Below are 21,096 nucleotides of genomic sequence, written 5' to 3' on the forward strand. Positions count from 1 at the left end.
CCAGTTGCCATCGGCCTGCCCGCCCTTGGACCCTGCTCCGACAGGCAGGCATGGCCGCAAAAGCTATGCTGAAGGCACGACTCATTGAGTATCTGAATCATGGCTGAAAACAGAACGCTGGCCCTGCCGGACCTCCTGATGCAGGCGATCGCGCTGAGCGAGAACGGCCTGATGGTGCTGGACCGCGATAATCGTTTCATCTTCACCAATCCCAGCAGCGCCGCGATGTTCGGTTTCGAGGGGCAATCGCTGCTGGGCCAGACCCATGAAGACCTGATGCGCTGGATGTACGTGAACCGGCGCGGCACCCGCATCCAGTGGCCGACGGTCGAATCCTGGCTGGACTATGTCCATAGCCGCCATCGCTCGGCATCGTTCCGCAGTTTCGAGGTCGACCTGCTGGATGGGCGCTGGCTGCTGGTGACCGAGCAGATCTGCCCGGGTGGCGAGATGATCATGCTGTGCTCGGACATCACGCGCCAGAAGGATACCGAACAGGCGCTGCGCGTTGCGCAGGCGGACCTGGAGCGGTTGGCACTGACCGACGAACTCACCTCCTTGCCCAATCGCCGCAACTTCCTGCAGCAACTGCGGCAGGAATTCGCGAAATCGGTCCGGCATGGCTGGCCGCTCTGCCTCGCGATGCTGGACCTCGATCATTTCAAGAAGGTCAACGACCGCTATGGCCACGCTGCGGGGGACGAGGTGCTCAAGCACTTCGCGCAGTTCATGCGCCAGCGCCTGCGCGTCGGCGACGTGGTAGGGCGGCTGGGTGGAGAGGAATTCGGGATACTGCTGCCCGAGACCGAGCTCGAGGATGCCTTGCTGGTCTTGAACAGGGCAGCGGGCCAACTGGCCGAGGAGCGGCTGGACCAGGTGGCGGAAGGTTTCGGCTACGCCTTCTCCGGCGGCCTGGTGCAACGGCTGGATCACGCCGGTCTCGATTGCAGCGGCCTGCTCGTCCTGGCCGACCAGGCCCTGTACGACGCCAAGGCCGCTGGCCGTCGGCAGATCAGGCCCTATCGCTGGCAGTGAGCGCCGGCGACCTCACTGCAATATCTCTTCCGCACCCAGCAACAGATCCCTGGCGGTTTGCCTCGCCCGGTGCAGGCGGCTCTTGGTGGCCGCGACGCTGAGGCCCAGCTCCTCGGCCATCTCGCCGATGGTCAGTTCCTCGAAGTCGCGCAGCAGGATCACCTGGCGATAATCCTCGGGCAGGGTTTCCATGGCTCGGACCAGTTCCAGCCGCAGCGCGTCGTTGCTACGGGTCGATAGCCAGTTTTCCAGCTTCTCTTCGTCGTAGGGATCGAAGTTCAATGCCTTGCGGCCCAGGCGCCGGCATTCGCGCTGTACCGTCTTGAACAGCCAGCTGGAGAGCGCGGCCAGCGCCTTCAGCGACCCAAGCTTGCGCGACAACACCAGCAGCGCTTCCTGCACGGCATCGTCCACATCGCTGATCATGCAGTGGCGCTGGGCGTAGCGGCGGATATCCGGCTGGCAAAGCTGCAGCAGCCTGGCCAGCGCCTTGCTGTCACCCGCGCGGGCGGCCTCCAGCAGCGGAATGTCCGGGTCGTTGAGTTTCATGTTGGTATCCGCCTGTCGGCAGCATCGGCCTGGTTCAGGCCGGGCGCTCCGAAGGCGCGCTGGCTTCTGCCTCGTTGGCAGGTTCCTGCGGCGGATGCAGCGACAGCCAGGCATCCAGGCCACCGATCAGCGGACGTACCCGGGTATAGCCCTGCTGTTGCAGCAGCCGGGTCGCCTTGGCGGCGCTCGCCTCATTGGGACAGCTGCAGTAGAAGACGATCTCCCTGTCCTTGGGTACGTCGACCAGCATATGGCGTACTTCTTCCAGCTCCATTTCCAGCGCGCCGGGGATACGGCGCGGGTCGTCCTCGCGCAGCGTGGCGGAGCGCACATCGACGATCAGCGGAGCCTGGCCCTTCTCGACGAGGCGGCGCAGCTCGTCCACTTCGATCCGGTTCTTGCGCACAAAGCGCAGCAGGCTCTGCCGTTCCAGCCAGCGGTAGCTGATATAAAGCGCGAACAGGCCCGCGATCACCAGCAAGGCCGCGCTGCCGATGGCTTCCAGCGCCGAGATGATGGCATCCACCTGCCGGTGCAGCAGCGCGCCGGCGCCGATGGCCAGGCCGGCCCACAGCGTGGTGCCGATGGTGTCGAACAGGATGAAGCGACCTGCCGGCAGGCCCATGGCACCGGCCAGCGGCGACGCCACCGAAGAGAGACCCGGAATGAAACGCGCCACCAGCAAGGAGGCCACGCCCCAGCGGGTAAAGGCATTGCTGGTACGGCTGACGCAGGAATCCGGCGAGATGGAAATACGGCACATCAGCGCGAGGATGCGGATACCGAAACGCTTGCCAGCGAGGTACCAGACAAAGTTGGCCATGCCCGAGGCCAGTACCGCCAGGATCAGCACGGTCGGCCAGGACAGGCGACCGTCCACCGACAGGGCGCCGGCAACCATCAGGCCGGGAATCGCCGGTATCGGCGCCCCCAACTGCTCGAGCAGCACATTGATGAATACCAGCAGGGGACCGTGTTGGTCGAACAGATCAATCAGTTGCTGCACGTGGGGAGCCTCGGAACAAGTCCCCAGGTTCGCGATGGCGAGGGCGGGGAGTGAGTCAGGCCATAGCCTGAAGACCATACTTTACGCCTGTACGAGCGCAGCCGGTATTAACTGCGCCATCGCCCATAGGCAGTGTCCGCTTTCCGCCCATCCTGCGGCCAGGCCCGGCTTCCCTGCGGCTTTGCCGCAGGGTTTTACGCCAAGGTCTGCTCAAGATTGCGTGTGTGCAAGGTCGCGGTGTGATGCCTAACCCTGGCCGGAAACCGCTGCCGCCTTGGCGCGCGCTACGTGCAGCTTCTTGTAGCTGTCGATCAGGCGCTCGTGCCGCTCCAGCCCTTCCAGCTTCATGCTCGTGGGCGTCAGGCCGAAGAAACGCACGCTACCGTCCACCGACCCGAGCGCCGCGTCCATGCGCGCGTCGCCAAACATCCGGCGGAAGTTGACCACGTAGTCGTCCAGCTCCAGCTCGTCGTCCAGCAATACCTCGAGCACCACATTCAGGGCCTGGTAGAACAACCCGCGCTCAACCGTGTTGTCGTTGTACTGCAGGAAGGCACCCACCAGCTCTTGCGCTGTCTCGAACTGCTGCAAGGCGAGGTTGATCAGCAGCTTCAACTCCAGCACGGTGAGCTGGCCCCAGTCCGTGTTCTCATCGAATTCGATGCCGATCAAGGTGGCGATGTCGGCGTACTCATCGAGCTCGTTGTTCTCCAGGCGATCCAGCAAGGCTTCCAGGCCGGCATCGTCCAGGCGGTGCAGGTTCAGGATATCGGCACGGAACAGCAGCGCTTTGTTGGTGTTGTCCCAGACCAGGTCCTCTATCGGGTAGACCTCCGAATATCCCGGCACCAGGATGCGGCAGGCGGTGGCGCCCAGTTGCTCGTACACCGCCATATAAGACTCTTTGCCCAGGTCTTCGAGGATGCCGAACAGGGTTGCCGCTTCCTCGGCATTGGAGTTTTCTCCCTGGCCCGAAAAATCCCACTCTACGAACTTGAAGTCCGCCTTGGCACTGAAAAAGCGCCAGGACACGATGCCGCTGGAATCGATGAAGTGTTCGACGAAGTTATTCGGCTCGGTCACCGCATGGCTCTCGAAGGTCGGCTGCGGCAGATCGTTCAGGCCTTCAAAACTGCGGCCCTGCAGCAGTTCGGTGAGGCTGCGTTCCAGCGCCACTTCAAAGCTCGGATGCGCGCCGAAGGAGGCGAACACGCCGCCGGTGCGTGGGTTCATCAAGGTGACGCACATCAGGGGATAGACGCCGCCCAGCGAGGCATCCTTCACCAGCACCGGAAAGCCCTGCTCCTCCAGGCCCTTGATACCGGCCTGTATGCCGGGATACTTCGCCAGGACGTCCTGCGGCACATCAGGCAGGGCGATTTCACCTTCCAGGATTTCGCGCTTGACCGCCCGTTCGAAGATTTCCGACAGGCATTGCACCTGCGCTTCGGCCAGCGTATTGCCGGCGCTCATGCCATTGCTGACAAACAGGTTTTCGATCAGGTTGGACGGGAAATACACCACCTCGCCGTCCGACTGGCGCACATAAGGCAGCGAACAGATGCCGCGCGCCACGTTGCCGGAGTTAGTGTCGTACAGATGCGAGCCAAGCAGCTCGCCGTCGGGGTTGTAGATGTCCAGGCAGTAGTCGTCGAGAATCTCGGCCGGCAGCGCATCCTTGGGGCCGGGCTTGAACCAGCGCTCGTTGGGGTAGTGGACAAACGCTGCGTTGGCGAGGTCTTCGCCCCAGAACGTACCGGCATAGAAATGGTTGTTATTGAGCCGCTCGATATACTCGCCCAACGCCGACGCCAGCGCGCTTTCCTTGGTCGATCCCTTGCCATTGGTAAAACACATCGGCGAGTGCGCATCGCGGATATGCAGCGACCACACATTGGGAACAATATTGCGCCACGACGCAATTTCAATCTTGATGCCCAGGTTTGCCAGCACGCCCGACATATTGGCGATGGTTTGTTCCAGCGGCAGGTCCTTGCCCAGAATATAGGTGCGTGCCTCGGCGTCCGGGTTCAGCGTCAGCAGGGCCTGGGCATCGGCATCAAGGTTGTCCACCTCTTCGATCACGAACTCCGGCCCGGCCTGCACCACTTTCTTCACCGTGCATCGGTCGATGGAACGCAAGATACCTTCGCGGTCCTTGGCGGAGATATCCGTCGGCAACTCGACCTGGATCTTGAAGATCTGCTGGTAGCGGTTCTCCGGATCAACAATATTGTTCTGCGACAGACGGATATTCTCGGTCGGAATATCGCGGGTGACGCAGTACAGCTTCACGAAGTAGGCCGCGCACAAGGCCGACGAAGCCAGAAAGTAGTCGAACGGACCCGGCGCCGAGCCATCGCCCTTGTAGCGGATAGGCTGGTCGGCGATGACCGTGAAGTCATCGAACTTGGCTTCCAGACGAAGCTTGTCCAGAAAGTTGACCTTGATTTCCATGGGGGAACTCCAAAAATAGTGCTCAAGACGAGTTGGCCGCCATTATCCGGCTTTTTCAGCCCTGACCCCCGTGCTTCTCGGCAATGGCCGCCACCCGATCGGCAGGCGACCTACTTACCAAACAGCTTCTTCACGCCTTCGGTCAGGCTGCCGGCGGTATTGCCCACGCCGCGGGCCAGGCCCTCCACGCTCACGCCCAGGCTGCTTGCCAGACCTGCACCGATGCGCATGGCCAACTGCTCGTTGAGGGAGAATTTCGGATCGTTCAGGTTGCCATCCAGCGTAAAGCGCAGGTCGATCACGCCCTGCCGGTCCTTGAGTGCCGACACGACAGCACTGCGCGGCAGCCCCATGATCGAACCCATGACCCCACCGCGCGCCTCCAGCTCCAGGTCAACCAGCTTGAGCTGTCCAGGGGCATGCAGGCGCTTGTCGTGCACAGTGGAGTCGATCGCAAGGTCGAGCTTGCCATTGCGGATGCCGGTATCGGCCGCCTTGATCAGATAGGGCTTCAGCGCCAGCAGGTCGACCTGCTGCAGGCGGGTATGAAGTTCGGATTCCTTGCTCGCCAGCTCGCTCCAGCCGTTGATGGCCAGCGTCCCGTCGCCATGCACCCCCTTGACCACGCCGTGCAGGGAAATTTCAGTGCGGCTCGTGAGGTTGGGCAAGGCCAAGTCGCGGACCGACGCCTCAACCTGCTCCAGCCGCAGCTTGTGGGCAGGCTTGGCGATACTGGCATCATAGAACTCCAGCACGGCATCCTTGAGCACCACTTCGCCAATATCCAGCTTGGTGCCTGGCTTGTCCGTGCTGGGGTCGGCCGCGGCCTGGGTAGGGCGCTCCAGTAGGCTGGGCAAGAGGCGCATGGGGCCTCGGGCCGGCCGCAGCACCGACAGGTAAGCGCCTTCAACCTCAATGCGGCGTATGCGCAGTTCAGACGACACCAGCGCCCGCAGATCGGGTTCGATACGGATCTGACTGGCATGCAGCGTTTCCTTGGCGGGCCAGCCATTCGGCGCACGGATACTCAGGTCGCGCACCACGACAGCCGACAGTCCCAGGCTGATGTCACCTACCTCGCTGTCTGTACCAAGCGCGGCGACGACCTGATCCTTGAGTGCCTTGGCAGCGAAATGAACGCCTAGCATGCCCAGCAGCGTGAGAACGACGAGGGCCGAGGCGGCATAGAGGGCGAGTTTCTTCAAACCGGGCTTTCAACAGCGGGAAGGAGTGCGCGCATTATAGAGCGGACCATCCACCGGTATTAGTCGTGGGATGCCTGTACGAACGCGGTAGCTCGCTAGTCGTTGACCAGCTTGAAGGAGAACGGCACCACCAGCTGCACCACCCGCCCTTGGCCCTTGCAGCGCAGCTTGGGTGCGGCCTTGGCCGCCAGGCGGCCAACGGCCAGGTTGCTGGCTGACTTGATCGTGACCTGCTGCGCTTCGCCATTGGGTCCTACCGTCATCAGTAGCACGACCTCTGCCGACTGGATGCCCTCGACCTCGGCCACCAGCGAGAAACGGTCACCGAGCCCTTCCTTGACCCCTTCATAGTTGGCGCAGGCCACGCCGACCTGGCTGGTCACCGGGCTCGCAACGACGGCCGGTGGCGCCACGGGCATGACGACGGGCGGCGGGGAGGGCGTCATTGGCAAGGGGGTTTCGGGCAGGCTGGTGGTGACTGCCGTGATCGTCGTGGTCACCGGTGAGGGGGCGACCTTGATCTCGGGCGGCGCGATATAGGAGGGCGGTGGCGGCACCTTGAACTGGGGTGGTGGTATCACTTCCAGTGGTGGTGGCGGTGGCAGTTCTTCTTCGATGATTTCGGCCTGTACCGGAGCGTGGGCCAGTGCGACCAGGCGTTGGGCGGTCCCGGTGATCAGGGCGTACACCATGACAAGGTGCAACAACGTGGCCGTGCCGATGCCGAGCAGGCGTTTGCGGAGGTCGTGCTGCGTCCGTGCGAAATCCATGACATCGCTCCGTCGCGTCTCTACCCCCTCGCTGTCCCCGGCCTGTGCGGGCTTGATGCGGACTCTCCCTTGTGAGGACAGTGCAGCGGGACATGCCGTCCCCGACGTGTGGAGAGGACGACGCTGCTTTGACCTGTCCAGGCTGGGCGAGTTCCGGTGGATTGAGCACGCCGGGCAGCGTCCTTGCTGGGTGAGGAAGGGCAGGAAAGGCTATCCTATGGGGCATTGCAACCGGCAAGAGACAGACCATGAAGCAAGTTGAGTTGATCTGGGTTTCCAACAGCCCGGATTGGGAAGATGTGCATTGCCAAGCCGACAAAGTCCGCTACGAAAACGAGGCACTGCGCGTGCACTATTCGGGCGCCACCGACGACGAAGGTCACTACGAGGGCCAGTTCGAACTGGCGCTGCGCAGTGGTGTGCAATCGATTGAGGGCGAGTACACCGTGTTTCCGCCCAAGGGATCGGCAGAACACTTCAACCAGGTGGTCAGCTTCGGCTTGACCGGCCAGATCAAGCCGGCAGCAGATGGTGCGAACTATTTCTCCGGCATCTGGGATGAGGGCGGTGTTGCACAGGAGTTCAAGGTCGGACCGATCACGATGTCGGGCGAAGCTGCACTCCCTGCCGGGAATGCTGGTGCCCGCGCGGAGGCCGTGGTGGTTTCCGGCCTGCCTGCCACGCTGCAAGTGCCTGCCGCGGCGATGCGCGAGTTCGAGCTCGCGATGGCGCCCCTGGCACAGCTGGTCGATGGCGTGGCGGCCTTCAGTGGTTTCGCCACCCTGTTTGCCAAGCTGGATCAGCTGATGCGTGAGGTGCGGAGCCGCCTGGACGATATCCCGGATGAGCCCGGCGCGGCCGAAGCCCTGCTGGGCTATCTGCGCGACGAGGCCTCCCTGCAACTGGAACAGTTGCTGGACCAGGGCGCGATGGCGACCCTGCCTGCCAATCCGGCACCGGAACTTGCCGCCTTCGTGGCGGATATCGAGGCCCTTGCCGAGAACCTGCAGGTCGCGGTGATGCGGGAGGGGTATACCCTGTGCAAGGTCTGGCTGGGCCTGGCTGACGAGTAGCATGGCGGCCGACCTGCCCGTTCTGAGCCGGCGTGCGCTGAACCGGGCCATGCTGGCACGGCAGCATTTGCTTGCCCCTTGCCAGCAAGGGGTGGTCGAGCTGGTAGAGCAACTGGTCGGCCTGCAGGCGCAGGCGACCAATCCGCCCTATATCGGGCTATGGACCCGCCTGCCGGACTTTCAACCCTGCCAACTGACCGACCTGCTGGAAGCAAGGGCGCTGGTGCGCGCGACCAGCCTGCGCGGCACCTTGCACCTGGTCTCCGCGACCGATTATCTGAGCCTGCGCCCGGCGATGCAGCCGGTGATTGAGCGGGGCCTGCAGGGGGCCTTTGGTCGCCAGCTGGAAGGCGCGGACCGTTCTGAGTTGTTGGCGACCGGCCGCGCCTTGCTCGCCGAACGGGCAATGAACGGCAGTGAGCTGGCCCAGGCATTGGCGCCACGCTGGCCGCGGCACGATGCCAAGGCACTGGCGCAGTACCTGCATGTCTTGCCCCTGGTGCAGATTCCGCCCTCCGGCACCTGGGATATCCATACCCCACCCAGACTGGCACTGGCCGAGCAGTGGCTGGCACAACCCCTGTCGGCTGCGGCCTCGGTCCCATCCCTGCTGCAGCGTTATCTCGCGGCCTTCGGGCCCGCCAGCATCAAGGACATGACCGCCTGGTGCGGCCTGACCGGGCTGGCCCGGGTCGTGGCGACGCTGGCTCCCGGCTGGCGGACCTTTCAGGACGATACGGGCACTGTTCTGTACGACCTTCCGGACGCCCCCTTGCCGGAGCCGGACCAGCCGGTGCCGGCTCGCCTGTTGGCGGATTTTGACAATGTGCTGATCGCCTACGCCAACCGTGAGCGGGTGGTGTCGGTGCAGGACCGTCTGCGCGTCGCGACGCCCAACGGCCTGTTCCGTGCCACGATACTGGTCGATGGGTTCGTCCTGGGGACCTGGCGGCTCGTACGGCTGACCGGCCTGGCAACGGTCGAGATCAGTCCGTTCCGGCCATTGACGCCAAGCAGTAAGGCCGAACTGGCCGCCGAGGCTGAGCGCTTTCTGCGCAATTTCCTGCCCGACATCCCGCGCCATACGGTCGAATTCAACGCTGCGCTGACCTAGCGCGGTGTCCACCCGCTTGAAACATAGGGTGATCGCGCCCATCTATCAGGCAATAGCTGCCTGTTTCCAGGCATCACCTGCATTGTGAGTGTCTTGATGTATCCCGATTTTGTCACCGCCATCCAGGCAGGCATGCCCATGGCGCCGGTTACCGTGGCCCAGCGCGAGGACGGCTGGTATGTCTACAACCCCACGGTCCAGCCGATTGCCGAAGACGAACCCCATGTGCTGGTCACCGAGCAGGGAGCACTGATGGCCCTGAACCAGAGCGGCACCCGCGTGCTGCAGACGCTGGCCTTCACCGGTGGCAACGCCTGAGCCGGGTGCCCCGGCTTGCTAGCCGGTGTACTTCACCCGGTAGATGGCGCCGGCCAGATCGTCGCTGATCAGCAGCGTACCGTCCGGCATGTTCAGCACATCCACCGGACGCCCCCAGACCTTTTCCTTGCCGTCTTCCTGCTGCAGCCAGCCATCGATGAAGGTTTCCTGGCTGGTGGCACGGCCCTTGGCGTCCAGCGCAACCCTGACCACCCGATAGCCGCTCTTCTTGCTGCGGTTCCACGAGCCATGCTCGGCGATGAAGATATTGTTGCGATACGCAGCCGGGAACTGCTGGCCGGTATAAAAGCGCATGCCCAGCGAGGCCACATGCGCACCTAGCTTGACCACCGGCGGGACAAAGTCGCTACAGCGTCCCTGGCTGCCAAATTCAGGATCCGGCGTGTCGCCCTGATGACAAAAGGGATAGCCAAAGTGCTGGCCGCTTTTGGTCGCGTGGTTGAGTTCGTCGTTGGGGATGTCGTCACCCAGCATGTCGCGGCCGTTGTCGGTGAACCAGAGGCTCCGATCCCCCGGCTGCCAGTCAAATCCGACCGTGTTACGCACGCCGCGAGCCACGACTTCGACCGCGCTGCCATCGGGCTTCATGCGCTGGATGTTGGCGTACTGGGTCTCGTCCGACTTGCAGATATTGCAGGGTGCGCCGACCGGCACATACAGCCAGCCATCAGGTCCGAAGGCGATGTACTTCCAGCCATGGTGGGTCTCGGTCGGAAAGCGGTCGGTGACGAGCGCAGGCGATGGCGGGTTGGCCAGCTTGTCGTCGATTTTATCCAGCCGCAGGATCCTGGAGACCGCCGAGACATAGAGACTGCCGTCCTTGTAAGCTACACCGACCGGCATCTGCAAACCGCTGGCGATGGTCCGAACCTGCCTGGCCTGGCCATCCGCCAGTTCGACTGCATAGACTTTGCCCGCGCCCATACTCCCCACATACAGCACGCCGCGCCCGTCCGCGTAGCGGCCCAGTGTCATGGCGCGGGCGTTGGGTACCTGATCGGTCAGTACCTCGATCTGGAATCCTGCTGGCAGGCGCAGCTTGTCAAGCGGCAGCTTGTCGGCAAGCGCAGGCAGGGAGCTGGACAGCAGGCTGATCGCCAGCAGCGGACGGCAGTACAGGGGTAGGGTCATGTCGGCCTCGGGTCGGGTAGCGGGTCACGGGATTTAAGCATGACCCGCTATCTGCCGCACCCCTTTGCGGCTGACGTCGGCTCGGGGAAGCGCTGAACAAGTCCACTTTTGAGCCTGGAAGAGGCTCCCTCGCGGCGGCGAGGGCGGGGGGCGTGGGATAAACCAGCGAGAAGTGGTTGATTTTCCGCTGCCGGTTAGCGCCCGGCTGGGCCGGGCGGTGAGTTGAAGTTTCATGTTTCGGACTTTTGCAGGGCCTCCTTAGCCGAACGAAGCCACGATCAGATAGAGGTTGAGGCCGATGATGATGGCGGTGGCGCCGCCGGCCAGCGTCTTGCCCAACGTGCCCAGGGCAAAGCGACCGGCGATCTCTCGGCGGGAGACCAGCATTACCAGCGGTACCAAGGCGAAGGGCAGGGCGACACCCAGTACCACCTGGCTCCAGACCAGCAGGCCGTCGGGGCTGTCGCTGCCACGAACGGTGATCAGGGCGATGGCGAGGGCTACCGCCGCAAAGCGGGTCAACACGCCGCGCTGCTGGTTGGAGGCAGCGACACGCTCAAAGCCCTTGCTCAGTACCTGGCCCGCCATGACGCCGGTGATCGCCGAGCTCTGGCCTGCGGCGTAGAGCGCCAAGGCGAAGATCAGCGCGGCGCCGATGCCGAGGTGTTCGCGCATCGCGGTGTACGCACCATCCAGGCTGGAGACGCCTTCCGCGCCCGACAACGAGGTGGCGGCAACAATCAGGATCGCGGCGTTGACGGCCATGGCGAGGATCAGCGATATCACCGTGTCGTTGCGGGCAAAGCGGTAAGCGACCTGGCGTTGCACGACCGGTACATCCTGGGCGCGCTTGGCCAGCTCACCCGAGTGCAGGTAGAGATTGTGCGGCATCAGCGTGGCACCCAGTATGCCCAGCGCGATCATCAGCCCTGAGGTATCCCGCAGGGCAGTGCCGACCTGGCCCATGCCGCCGACTACGGCGCGGGCATCGGGCGCGACCTGGATCAGGAGCAGCAGGAAGGACAGGGCTACGAGCCCGACCAGGCCGTGGATCAGGGTTTCATGGCCACCGTGCCGCAATTTGGCCAACGATAGCACGGCCACGGTACCGAGCGCGGTGATGCCGACGCCAAAGGCAATCGGCAGACCAAACAGCAGCCGTAGCGCGGCGGCACCACCGACCAGTTCAGCCAGCGCCGTGGCGAGGATAGCGGCTTCACCGGCCAGCCAAGACAGCACGGCCAATGGCTTGGGCAGGTGGCGGCGGGTCAGGGTGGCAAGGTCTTCGCCAGTGGCCAGGGTCAGGCGAACGACCAGCAACTGGAAGCCGACTGCCAACAGGCTGGCCAGCAGTACAACCGGCAGCAGTCCGTAGCCGAAGCCAGCGCCACCGGCGATATCGGTCGCCCAGTTGCCCGGATCCATATAGCCGACGGCCACCAGTAGGCCGGGGCCGACCAGGCCACGCAGGGAACGGATGGTGGCTCGGTCGCCTTGCAGATGCTGGCTGCCGGAGACGGCAAGGATCAACTGGCTCATGGTGGACTCCCGGTAACGATGAGCCCATGTTAGCTAGTGCACTAACATTTATCTAATCAATAATAATTCTCAATGCAATATGAAAAAGCTATCGCATGGCGAGGATGGTTAATCGCGGAGTTGCCGCAACAGACTCTGGGCGATGGTATCCAGGGGCAGGACTTCGTCGACGCCACCAGCCCGAATGGCTTCCTTGGGCATGCCGAATACGACACAGCTATCTTCATCCTGGGCTAGGTTGTAGGCGCCGGCCTGCTTCATGGCCAGCATGCCTTGCGCGCCGTCGGCCCCCATGCCGGTGAGCATGACGCCGATGGCACGCTTGCCGGCGAGCCGCGCCACGGCTTCGAACAGCACGTCGACCGCCGGCCGGTGCCGGTTGACCCGCTCGGTGGCCAGCAGCCGGCAGCTCAGGTGGCCGGTCTCGCGCTCCAGCGAGAGGTGGTAGTCACCGGGAGCGATATACACATTGCCGGGTCGCAGCCGCTCGCCGTGCTCGGCCTCCTTGATATTGAGTGCGCAGATACCATCCAGCCGACGGGCGAAGGGCAGGGTGAAGGCGGGCGGCATGTGCTGGACCACGACGATGGGCGGCATCTCCGCCGGCAGCCCCAGCAGCAGGGTCTGCAGGGCCTGCGTGCCGCCGGTCGAGGCCCCGATGGCGATCAGTCGGGTATGCAATGCAGTGCTGCTGATGCTGCCACCGGCAGAGGGAGTGGCACGCTGGTTTGGCGTGGCTGGCCGAGGCCTTGGCTGGCTGATGCGGGCAGACGCTGCCATACGCAGTTTTTCGACAATCTCCTCACCTGCATCGCGCAGGCCGCGCTGCAGGTCCATGCGCGGTTTGGCCACGCAATCGACAGCGCCCAGCTCCATGGCCCGCAGGGCGGTATCGGAGCCAGCGTCGGTCAGGGTGGAGATCATGATGACCGGGGTAGGCTTGAGCCGCATCAGCTTGTCGAGGAAATCCAGCCCGTTCATCTTGGGCATCTCGATATCGAGCGTGATCGCATCGGGCGACAGCGTACGGATCAGCTCGCGCGCCGCCAGCGGGTCGGGCGCGGCACCGACGACCTCCATGTCCGACTCATTGTTGATGATCTCGGTCAGGAGCTTGCGCATCATGGGGGAGTCGTCCACCACGACCACGCGGATCACCTTCTTCATGATGCAGCCTCCTCCTGGTCCGGTGGCTGGAACAGCTCGACGCTGCCCTCGATATTGTCGCGTTGCAGATGGGTGCGGTATTCCATTTCGCGCTGCAGGATGGTGTCGTTGTGCAGCAGATGCAGCCGCTTGACCATGACCTTGCCGCTGTCGCCAAAGAAATAGACCTTGCGCGGGAACTGGCCCAGCAGGTCCTCTGCGATCAGCGGGATGCCCTCGTCGTGCAGGTAGCGCTGGATGAACTCGGCATTGCGCCGGCCGATGTTCACGGCCCCCATGCCGTGCAGGACATCACCGCCGCCGAACACCTTGGCTTCCACATAGCGCCGCTCGGCACCGAGCTTGAGCATGTCGTTGAGCAGGGCTTCCATCGCGTAGGCGCCATAACGCGTCGGCAGGCCGATCAGTGGATGCGCGGGGGCGTCGCCCCGACCGTCCGGTAGCATGAAGTGATTCAGGCCGGCGATGCCGTGGATACGATCGCGCAGGCAAACGGCCACGCAGGAGCCGAGCACCGTCACCAGCAGCGTGCCCTTGCCGGTGGCGTAGTACTCGCCCGGCAGGATCTTGGCCGCCTCTCGCTCGAAGTGCTTGTCGAAGTAGCGATTGGGCGCGGGCTTTTCATGACGTTGCGCGCTCACTGTCGTCCCCCCGCGCGCTTGGCGCGATAGGCCGTCTTGCCCACGGTCTCCAGGGCCAAGCCGCTACCCTGGGGGTTTTCCGAATGCCCCAGGAACAGCACGCCCCTGGGTTTGAGGTGACTGACCAGGCGGCTGGTGAGCTTGTATTGGTCGTCGCGTTCAAAATAGATCAGCACGTTGCGGCAGAAGATGAAGTCGAAATGCCCGGCGATGGGCCAGCGGGCATCCAGCAGATTGCAGGGCAGAAAGTGCAGCAGTTGCTTGAGCTCGGGCCGTACGCGCACATAGCCATGGCGCTTGCCGATGCCGCGCTGGAAGAACTGCCGTACCCGATCCCGTGGCAGCTTGGCGATACGCTCGAGCGAATAGATGCCTTGCTCGGCATGGGCAAGGGCACGGGTATCGATATCGGTCGCGATGATCTCGACCGGTGGATTGTAGCGGCCATAGGTCTCCACCACGGTCATGGCGATCGTGTAGGGTTCCTCGCCGGTGGAGGCGGCGGCGCACCAGATGCGAACCGGTTCGGCTTTGTCCTGTCGCTGCTGCAGCAGGTCGGCCAATTGCTCGAAATGATGGGGCTCGCGATAGAAGGCGGTCAGGTGCGTGGTCAGCGCGCTGGTGAAATCCTCCCACTCTGGATGCATCGCATCCTTGCGCAGCAGGGTGAGATAGGCGGTGATGCTGGGGAGGCCCAGAGCCCGTACACGCTTGGAGAGGCGGTTGTAGACCATGTGCTGCTTGCAGTCGGCCAGCGCGACGCCAGCCCGCTCGCGGATCATCTCGCGGGCGAGCTGGAAGTCAGTACCCGAATAGGCAAAGTCCCGGGCAGCACTGACGATGCGGGGTGAGTCTTCCTGATCGGTATCCGCCGGGCGGGCCAACTCAGAATTCCGACCAGTCGTCATCTTCACCCTTGTTGGCAGGGGTTGATGAGGCGGGTTTGCTGACCGCAGGGTGGCTAGCCTTGCTGACCTTGCCGGCGGGTTTTGTGGTGTGCTTGATGGCGGGCCGGACGACAGGGCGAGGCGCGGCAAGGGCTCTGCTAGTACCTTGGTCCAGCTTGAAGCGGTTGACGGCCTCCATCAACAAGCTGGCCTGGTCTTGCAGCGAACCGGCCGCGGCGGCGGCTTCCTCCACCAGTGCCGCGTTTTGTTGGGTCACTTCGTCCATCTGGGTGACGGCTGTGTTCACCTGCTCAATACCGGAACTCTGCTCCGCCGATGCGTTGGAGATATCCCCCATGATGCTGGTGACCTTGCGAATGCTGCCGACCACCTCTTCCATGGTGATCCCGGCACGGTCTACCTGGGCGGTACCTGCGGTGACGCGGTCCACCGAGTCGCTGATCAGCGACTTGATCTCCTTGGCCGCCGCGGCGGAGCGTTGCGCCAGGCTGCGTACCTCCCCGGCGACCACCGCAAAGCCGCGCCCCTGTTCTCCGGCCCGGGCTGCTTCAACGGCGGCATTGAGTGCCAGGATATTGGTCTGGAAGGCGATGCCATCTATCACGCCGATGATGTCGACGATCTTCTTGGAAGAATCGTTGATCTCGGCCATGGTGGTTACTACTTGGCCAACAGCCTCTCCACCCTTCTGGGCGATGGTACTGGCACCTTCGGCCAGGCGGTTGGCCTCACGGGCATTCTCGGCGTTCTGTTTCACCGTCGAGGTCAGCTCTTCCATACTGGCGGCAGTCTCTTCAAGGCTGGCGGCCTGTTCTTCGGTGCGCTGCGAGAGGTCGATATTCCCGGCGGCAATCTCTTGCGATGCCGTATTGATGGTTTCCACGCTGGTCCGAATATCGCCGACGATCTGGAGCAGCCCGTCGTTCATCGCCTTGAGTGCCTTGATCAATTGCCCGGTTTCATCATTCCGGTCCGTCTCGATCTTTTGAGTCAAATCTCCACCTGCAACGCCCTCCGCGATTCGTACAGCAAGACGCACCGGATTGACCACCGAACGTGTTATCCACCATCCGGCAAAAGCGCCCAATGCCAATGCTGCCACGGCCAGCGCCAATAGCGTGTTACGAGCTACTTCATAATCCTTCACCGATTGCTGGTATTCCTGATTCATCTGCTCCTCTTGACTGACGATGAAGTCATTTACCTCCGCAATCATCTTGTCCTGGAGAGGTTTGGCGCTGGATATCAGGATATCCATGGCTTTTTTGTTACTCTCTTCAGTATTTACTTCTGCTAAGTCCATTGCTGGTTTGGTGGTACTTAGCGTTTCATCATTGATCTGTTTCACCCTGGCCAAAAATTGTTTGGATGATTCACTTTTAGAGGTTTGGGCTAATTTATCAGTCAAATCTCGGAAGTCCGTGAGCGATTTTTCGTAGGCGCTTTTCTGCGCCCGGATTCCCGCTGCGTCGGTAATCGAAATGATGTCCCGGCTGGCGATAGCACGCTTGTTGACAGTGTCGATCAAGTCATTGGCTTGCTTGAGTCGCTTGGCTCGATGATTCACCATCTGATCCATATTGTCGGACAAGGACTGCATCCGACTGAAGCTGACTACCAGCATGATTACCATCAGCACCAGGACGAACCCGAAGCCCGCGCCCAGACGCACGCCAATTTTCCAGTTCTTCATATTCCCTACCCCTTTCAGCTATTCAGGCTCACGCTGCATCTGCCAGGTCGGCGACCAATTCCATATCTCGGCTCGTCATGAGTCTTTCGATATCGACGAGGATCAACATCCGTTCTTCCACCGGTGCCAGACCCACGATGTAGGCGGTATCTACCGCCGCGCCGAACTCCGGCGTGGGTTTGACGATGTTGTCGGTCAGCGCGATCACGTCCGATACGCCGTCGACCACGGCACCGGTGACTCGCCCGGCAAGGTTGAGGATGATCACGACGGTGAACTCGGTGTAGCTGGGCTCGCCCATGGCAAACTTCACCCGCAGGTCGATGATGGGAACGATGGCGCCGCGCAGGTTGATCACGCCAAGGATGAAGGGCGGCGTGTTGGCGATGCGCGTCGGAGGCTCGTAGCCGCGGATTTCCTGAACCTTGAGGATATCGATCGCGTACTCCTCGGCACCCAGGGTAAAGACCAGGTGCTCGCGGCTTTCCACGTTGCTGCCGGTATTGAATTCCATGCCTGCTCCTTCTTTTTCTGCCTGTCGCGCCGTCAGGCGCTACGTGCCTTGGCCAGTACGCTGACATCAATGATCAATGCCACTCGGCCATCGCCCAGGATGGTGGCGCCTGACATGCCAGGCACTCGCCGATAGTTTGATTCCAGGTTCTTCACCACGACCTGCTGCTGGCCCAGCAGCTCATCGACCCACAGCGCAATCTGCTGGTTACCGGCGTCGATTAGCATCACGATGCCCTCGGTCGGTTCCTTCGATTGCGGCTGGCAGCCCACCACCTCATGCAAGGCGATCAGCGGCAGGTATTCATTGCGTACCTGTACCACTCGGCCACGGCCGGTCACGCTCTTGCATTGCTCGGCCTGTGGCTGCAGTGATTCCCGGATGGCGTTGAGCGGCAGGATGTAGGTCTCGCCACCGGTGCCGATCAGCATGCCGTCCAGAATGGCCAGCGTGAGTGGCAGGCGGATGCGCATGGTCGAGCCCACGCCGGCCATGGATTCGATCTCTACGCTGCCACCCATGGACTGGATGTTCTTGCGCACCACATCCATGCCCACGCCACGACCGGAGACGTCGGTAACCTCGGCGGCGGTCGAGAAGCCCGCCTCGAAGATCAGCATCCATACCTCCGCATCGGTCATGGTCTCGGGCACTGACATCCCGCTGTCCCTGGCCTTGGCCAGGATGCGGTCACGGTTGAGGCCGGCGCCGTCGTCGCGGACTTCAATCACCACGCTGCCACCCTGCTGGAAGGCGCACAGCGTCAGCATGCCGGTCTCGGGCTTACCCTTGGCGCGACGCGCCTCGGTGGATTCGATACCGTGGTCGAGGCTGTTGCGTACCAGGTGGGTCAAGGGATCGGCCAGTTTCTCGACGAATCCCTTGTCGAGTTCGGTCTGCTCCCCCACCAGCCGCAGCTCCACCTTCTTGCCGAGCTTGGCGGCCAGATCACGCACCACCCGTGGAAAACGGCTGAACACGGTGGAGACCGGCACCATGCGGATGGACATCACGGATTCCTGCAGCTCGCGGGTATTGCGCTGCAGTTGCTCGATGCCGGCCAGCAGTCGGGTGTGCTGCAAGGGGTCCAGACCGGCTGCGCTTTGCGCCAGCATGGATTGGGTGATCACCAGCTCGCCGACAAAGTTCAGCAACTGGTCCACCTTGTTGACATCCACCCGTATCGTCGCGCCTTCGGCCTTGTCGGTGGCCCTACGATTCTGGCTAATGGCGGGATCGGCGGACTTCACATTCTGCTGTTGTGCCTGGCGGGCCTGCTCCGCTTCGGCCGCCTGTTTGGCCTGCGCGCGTTCCAGCGCCTGCTTGTCGAGAAAACCGTAGGCGATGCCCTCCTGACCCGGCGGGGCATCGGGGGCAACAGCGGGCAGCGGCTCGAAAAAACCGTAGTCGGTCCCGCCGGCGTCCGCCGTTGCTACGGCGGTAGCGGCCTCGTTATCAAGCGGCTCGAAGAAACCGAAAGCCTCGTCCTCGCCGCTGGTGGCAGGGGCGGCATCAGGTTCGGGATCGTCGGTAAAGAAGCCGAAGGTGTCACCCTCGCCGGGTATGTCGGCGGTCTCCGGCAGGGGGCTGAGTTCGTAACGATCGCTCGGCAGCACAAAGGCGAGCGAGTCACTCAGATCCTGCTGGCTTTCCCGGCTGCTGATCTCGAGCGTCAGCCGCAATAGCTTGCCGTCTTGCTGGCGCTCCAGCTCCGTGACCTGGCCCAGTGCGCCCAGCGAACCCAGCAGGGCGTCGTGCGGTTCATCCGCATCCAGCCGCAGGTTCAGGCGCCAGCGAGCCTCACTGGCTGCTGTCGGCTCGGCTGCCCCTGGCTCGACATCGTGCCCGGCCGTTGGCGCGGCACCGGTCGCTTCCGCCTCAATGGCTTGCAAGGCCAGGGTGACTTCCTGGACCGCCGCCGGATTGCCGTCGGCCCCGTCCCGGTGGACTGCCACCATGCCGGCCAGCACATCGCCGGTACGCAGGAAGACATCCACCATCTCACCGCGCAGGGCCATGGTGCCTTTGCGCACGCGGTCGAGCAGGTTTTCCAGGATATGAGTCAGCGAGGCAAGGTCCTCGAAACCGAAGGTGCCTGCGCCGCCCTTGATCGAATGCGCCGCCCTGAATATGGCGTTCAGGTCTTCGGCATCCGGCTCGGCGAGATCAAGGCCCAGCAGCAGGGTCTCGAAATTGGCAAGGTGCTCCTCTGCCTCCTCGAAGAACGCGCCGAAGAACTTTGAGAGATCTATCTCCATCCCAACCCCCTGTGATGCAGCATCCGGCTGCACGGGTGTTCTGCTTATCCTGCCTGCTGCATGGCCCGCATTGCGTCGCGAGATCAGCCGATCAACTTGCGTACGACGTCGATCAGGGTCTGCGGGTTGAACGGCTTGACGATCCAGCCTGTCGCACCGGCGGCTCGGCCCTGGGCCTTCATGGCGTCGCTCGACTCGGTCGTCAGCATCAGGATGGGGGTGCTCTTGTAGCTGGGGAGTGCACGCAAGGCCTTGATCATGGTCAGGCCATCCATGCCGGGCATGTTCTGGTCGGTAATAATGAGCTGGCAGGTGGTGCTTTTGGCCTGCGACAGGCCGGCGTTGCCGTCACCGGCCTCGACGACCTGGTAACCCGCATTCTTGAGGGTGAAGCTCACCATCTGGCGTATGGAGGGCGAGTCATCAACGGTCAAAATTGTCTTCATCACATCCCCATTCTTGTCATGGTTTGGTCAAAGCCAAATTTCCTTGCAGATACTGACGTCGTAGTACTGCATAGCCTCGCTTGCTAGAACAGCTCGATATCCCCCTGGCCGATACTCTGCTGGGCAACCGGGTTGTGGGCCAGCGCGGCCTCGGCGTCGGCCAGCTGGGTTTTCAGCCTGGCCAGGGCTTCGCTTCCCTGGCCCGATTGCAACGCCTGCCGGCAAGCTGCCGCGGCATCCACCGCCAGGTGCAAGGCATCCACGCGGCGCCGCGCGTGGGCCAGCAACTGGTTCACCATGTCCTGGAACTGCAGGGCTGTCGTGGCACTGGCGATGCCGTTTTCGGTGGTACGCGCGATCTCTCCCAAGGAACCCAGTGCCTTGTTCTGCCCATCATTGAGCTTGCGCAGGTCGACCAGGGTTTCGTCGACATGGTGGCGGATACGATCCGTCTCGGCGCCCTGGCGGCTGGCCAGGGCACTGGCGGCGCGCTCCATATTCTCGATACTGCCGCGCACACCGCCCATGCGCTGGCGGATGCGCTCGCTGAAATCACGGGTGTACTGGGCCAGTTTGTGGACTTCCTCGGCCACGACCACGAAACCACGGCCGGCCTCGCCGGCCCGGGCTGCCTCGATGTTGGCGTTGAGTGAGAGGAAATGAATCTTCTTGGCAATATCGTCGAGCCCTACCAGTTGCTCGATCATCTCGTTGACGCGTGTACCCATGACCAGCATTTCATCGGTCAGTTGCTGTGCCGTGCTGGTGTTCTCCACCATCAACTGGCCGATGGTGCGCAGCGTCTCGCCGGTTTCATTGATCAGGCTGTCTGCGCCGCCCCGCTCCCCGCCGCTCAAGGTGCCGAGCGCAATATCCTGCTGCTGGCGGGCCGACACGGCGATCACGGTAAAGCTCTGCGTCAACGTACCAATAGCCTCGTTCAGGATGGCCTGGACCCGTTCAACCTCTTCATTGGCGGCGCGGGTCTGGCGACCCACCAACTGGTTGAGCTCCTGTTCCACGCGCGGGTCGTTATTGCCACCGGGATGGGCCGCCAGGGGAGGTGGCGTGGGGAAAGCTTCCTTGTGCTTGGTAGGTACGAACCATAGTCCGGCAACCAGAGCCAGCAGGGCTGGCAGGGGAAGAGACCAGCCCGGGGCACCAAGCCCCAGCAGCAGGCCACTCAGGATAAGGGCAACAAGTAGGACTGCGATACGAAACAAGTGCATTCCTTCCGGACGGTGAGCCGCC

The 21,096-nt window shown here is 62.9% G+C and carries 19 protein-coding genes; 4 read left to right on the plus strand and 15 right to left on the minus strand.

Annotated features, from left to right (window positions below; translation table 11 throughout):
- The first annotated feature begins 99 nt into the window (after positions 1–99).
- Entirely contained in the window at positions 100–1,035 is a 936-nt protein-coding gene (locus ACYVHK_RS02610; RefSeq protein ID WP_460527299.1) for a GGDEF domain-containing protein, read from the plus strand.
- A 12-nt stretch (positions 1,036–1,047) separates the two neighbouring features.
- Here ACYVHK_RS02610 and ACYVHK_RS02615 read toward each other — a convergent pair whose 3' ends face one another.
- From ACYVHK_RS02615 to ACYVHK_RS02635, 5 genes are all read right to left on the minus strand, one after another.
- Complete coding sequence (locus ACYVHK_RS02615) at positions 1,048–1,584, minus strand: RNA polymerase sigma factor (protein ID WP_460527301.1); 537 nt, start codon at positions 1,582–1,584, stop codon at positions 1,048–1,050.
- A gap of 34 nt (positions 1,585–1,618) precedes the next feature.
- The gene (locus tag ACYVHK_RS02620) at positions 1,619–2,590 is read right to left on the minus strand and encodes a DedA family protein/thiosulfate sulfurtransferase GlpE (RefSeq protein WP_460527303.1); all 972 of its coding nucleotides are present in this window, start codon (positions 2,588–2,590) and stop codon (positions 1,619–1,621) included.
- Between the two features lie 246 nt (positions 2,591–2,836).
- Positions 2,837–5,047: an OsmC domain/YcaO domain-containing protein gene (locus ACYVHK_RS02625; RefSeq protein WP_460527305.1), complete on the minus strand. Its 2,211-nt coding sequence runs from the start codon at positions 5,045–5,047 to the stop codon at positions 2,837–2,839.
- 110 nt (positions 5,048–5,157) lie between these two features.
- Complete coding sequence (locus ACYVHK_RS02630; protein WP_460527307.1) at positions 5,158–6,252, minus strand: AsmA family protein; 1,095 nt, start codon at positions 6,250–6,252, stop codon at positions 5,158–5,160.
- Positions 6,253–6,347: 95 nt separating this feature from the next.
- Complete coding sequence (locus tag ACYVHK_RS02635; protein ID WP_460527309.1) at positions 6,348–7,022, minus strand: hypothetical protein; 675 nt, start codon at positions 7,020–7,022, stop codon at positions 6,348–6,350.
- A gap of 248 nt (positions 7,023–7,270) precedes the next feature.
- Here ACYVHK_RS02635 and ACYVHK_RS02640 point away from each other — a divergent pair, with 248 nt between their 5' ends.
- The 3 genes from ACYVHK_RS02640 (at position 7,271) to ACYVHK_RS02650 (ending at position 9,527) form a co-directional block, all read left to right on the plus strand.
- The gene (locus ACYVHK_RS02640; RefSeq protein ID WP_460527311.1) at positions 7,271–8,095 is read left to right on the plus strand and encodes a hypothetical protein; all 825 of its coding nucleotides are present in this window, start codon (positions 7,271–7,273) and stop codon (positions 8,093–8,095) included.
- Between the two features lies 1 nt (position 8,096).
- On the plus strand, positions 8,097–9,209 hold the full coding sequence (locus ACYVHK_RS02645; RefSeq protein WP_460527313.1) for a winged helix DNA-binding domain-containing protein: 1,113 nt from the start codon (positions 8,097–8,099) through the stop codon (positions 9,207–9,209).
- Positions 9,210–9,305: 96 nt separating this feature from the next.
- Positions 9,306–9,527 (plus strand): hypothetical protein, encoded by a 222-nt coding sequence (locus tag ACYVHK_RS02650; protein WP_460527315.1) that lies wholly within the window; start codon positions 9,306–9,308, stop codon positions 9,525–9,527.
- A gap of 18 nt (positions 9,528–9,545) precedes the next feature.
- Here ACYVHK_RS02650 and ACYVHK_RS02655 read toward each other — a convergent pair whose 3' ends face one another.
- The 10 genes from ACYVHK_RS02655 to ACYVHK_RS02700 all read right to left on the minus strand — a co-directional run bounded on the left by ACYVHK_RS02655 (position 9,546) and on the right by ACYVHK_RS02700 (position 21,068).
- Positions 9,546–10,679 (minus strand): PQQ-dependent sugar dehydrogenase, encoded by a 1,134-nt coding sequence (locus ACYVHK_RS02655; protein ID WP_460527317.1) that lies wholly within the window; start codon positions 10,677–10,679, stop codon positions 9,546–9,548.
- Between the two features lie 258 nt (positions 10,680–10,937).
- Entirely contained in the window at positions 10,938–12,218 is a 1,281-nt protein-coding gene (locus ACYVHK_RS02660; RefSeq protein ID WP_460527319.1) for an SLC5/6 family protein, read from the minus strand.
- Between the two features lie 108 nt (positions 12,219–12,326).
- Positions 12,327–13,385: a protein-glutamate methylesterase/protein-glutamine glutaminase gene (locus ACYVHK_RS02665; protein WP_460527321.1), complete on the minus strand. Its 1,059-nt coding sequence runs from the start codon at positions 13,383–13,385 to the stop codon at positions 12,327–12,329.
- A complete protein-coding gene (gene cheD, locus ACYVHK_RS02670) occupies positions 13,382–14,026 on the minus strand; it encodes a chemoreceptor glutamine deamidase CheD (protein WP_460527323.1) in 645 nt (214 codons plus the stop codon). Before cheD ends, ACYVHK_RS02665 begins: the two co-directional genes overlap by 4 nt.
- On the minus strand, positions 14,023–14,910 hold the full coding sequence (locus ACYVHK_RS02675; RefSeq protein WP_460527325.1) for a CheR family methyltransferase: 888 nt from the start codon (positions 14,908–14,910) through the stop codon (positions 14,023–14,025). Before ACYVHK_RS02675 ends, cheD begins: the two co-directional genes overlap by 4 nt.
- A 1-nt stretch (position 14,911) precedes the next feature.
- Positions 14,912–16,627: a methyl-accepting chemotaxis protein gene (locus ACYVHK_RS02680; protein ID WP_460527327.1), complete on the minus strand. Its 1,716-nt coding sequence runs from the start codon at positions 16,625–16,627 to the stop codon at positions 14,912–14,914.
- A gap of 28 nt (positions 16,628–16,655) precedes the next feature.
- Complete coding sequence (locus ACYVHK_RS02685) at positions 16,656–17,141, minus strand: CheW domain-containing protein (protein ID WP_460527329.1); 486 nt, start codon at positions 17,139–17,141, stop codon at positions 16,656–16,658.
- 32 nt (positions 17,142–17,173) lie between these two features.
- Positions 17,174–19,399: a chemotaxis protein CheW gene (locus ACYVHK_RS02690; RefSeq protein ID WP_460527331.1), complete on the minus strand. Its 2,226-nt coding sequence runs from the start codon at positions 19,397–19,399 to the stop codon at positions 17,174–17,176.
- Between the two features lie 83 nt (positions 19,400–19,482).
- Positions 19,483–19,845: a response regulator gene (locus ACYVHK_RS02695; protein ID WP_460527333.1), complete on the minus strand. Its 363-nt coding sequence runs from the start codon at positions 19,843–19,845 to the stop codon at positions 19,483–19,485.
- Positions 19,846–19,928: 83 nt separating this feature from the next.
- Positions 19,929–21,068: a methyl-accepting chemotaxis protein gene (locus ACYVHK_RS02700; protein ID WP_460527335.1), complete on the minus strand. Its 1,140-nt coding sequence runs from the start codon at positions 21,066–21,068 to the stop codon at positions 19,929–19,931.
- Between the last annotated feature and the right edge of the window lie 28 nt (positions 21,069–21,096).

This window comes from Chitinimonas naiadis (assembly GCF_054780835.1).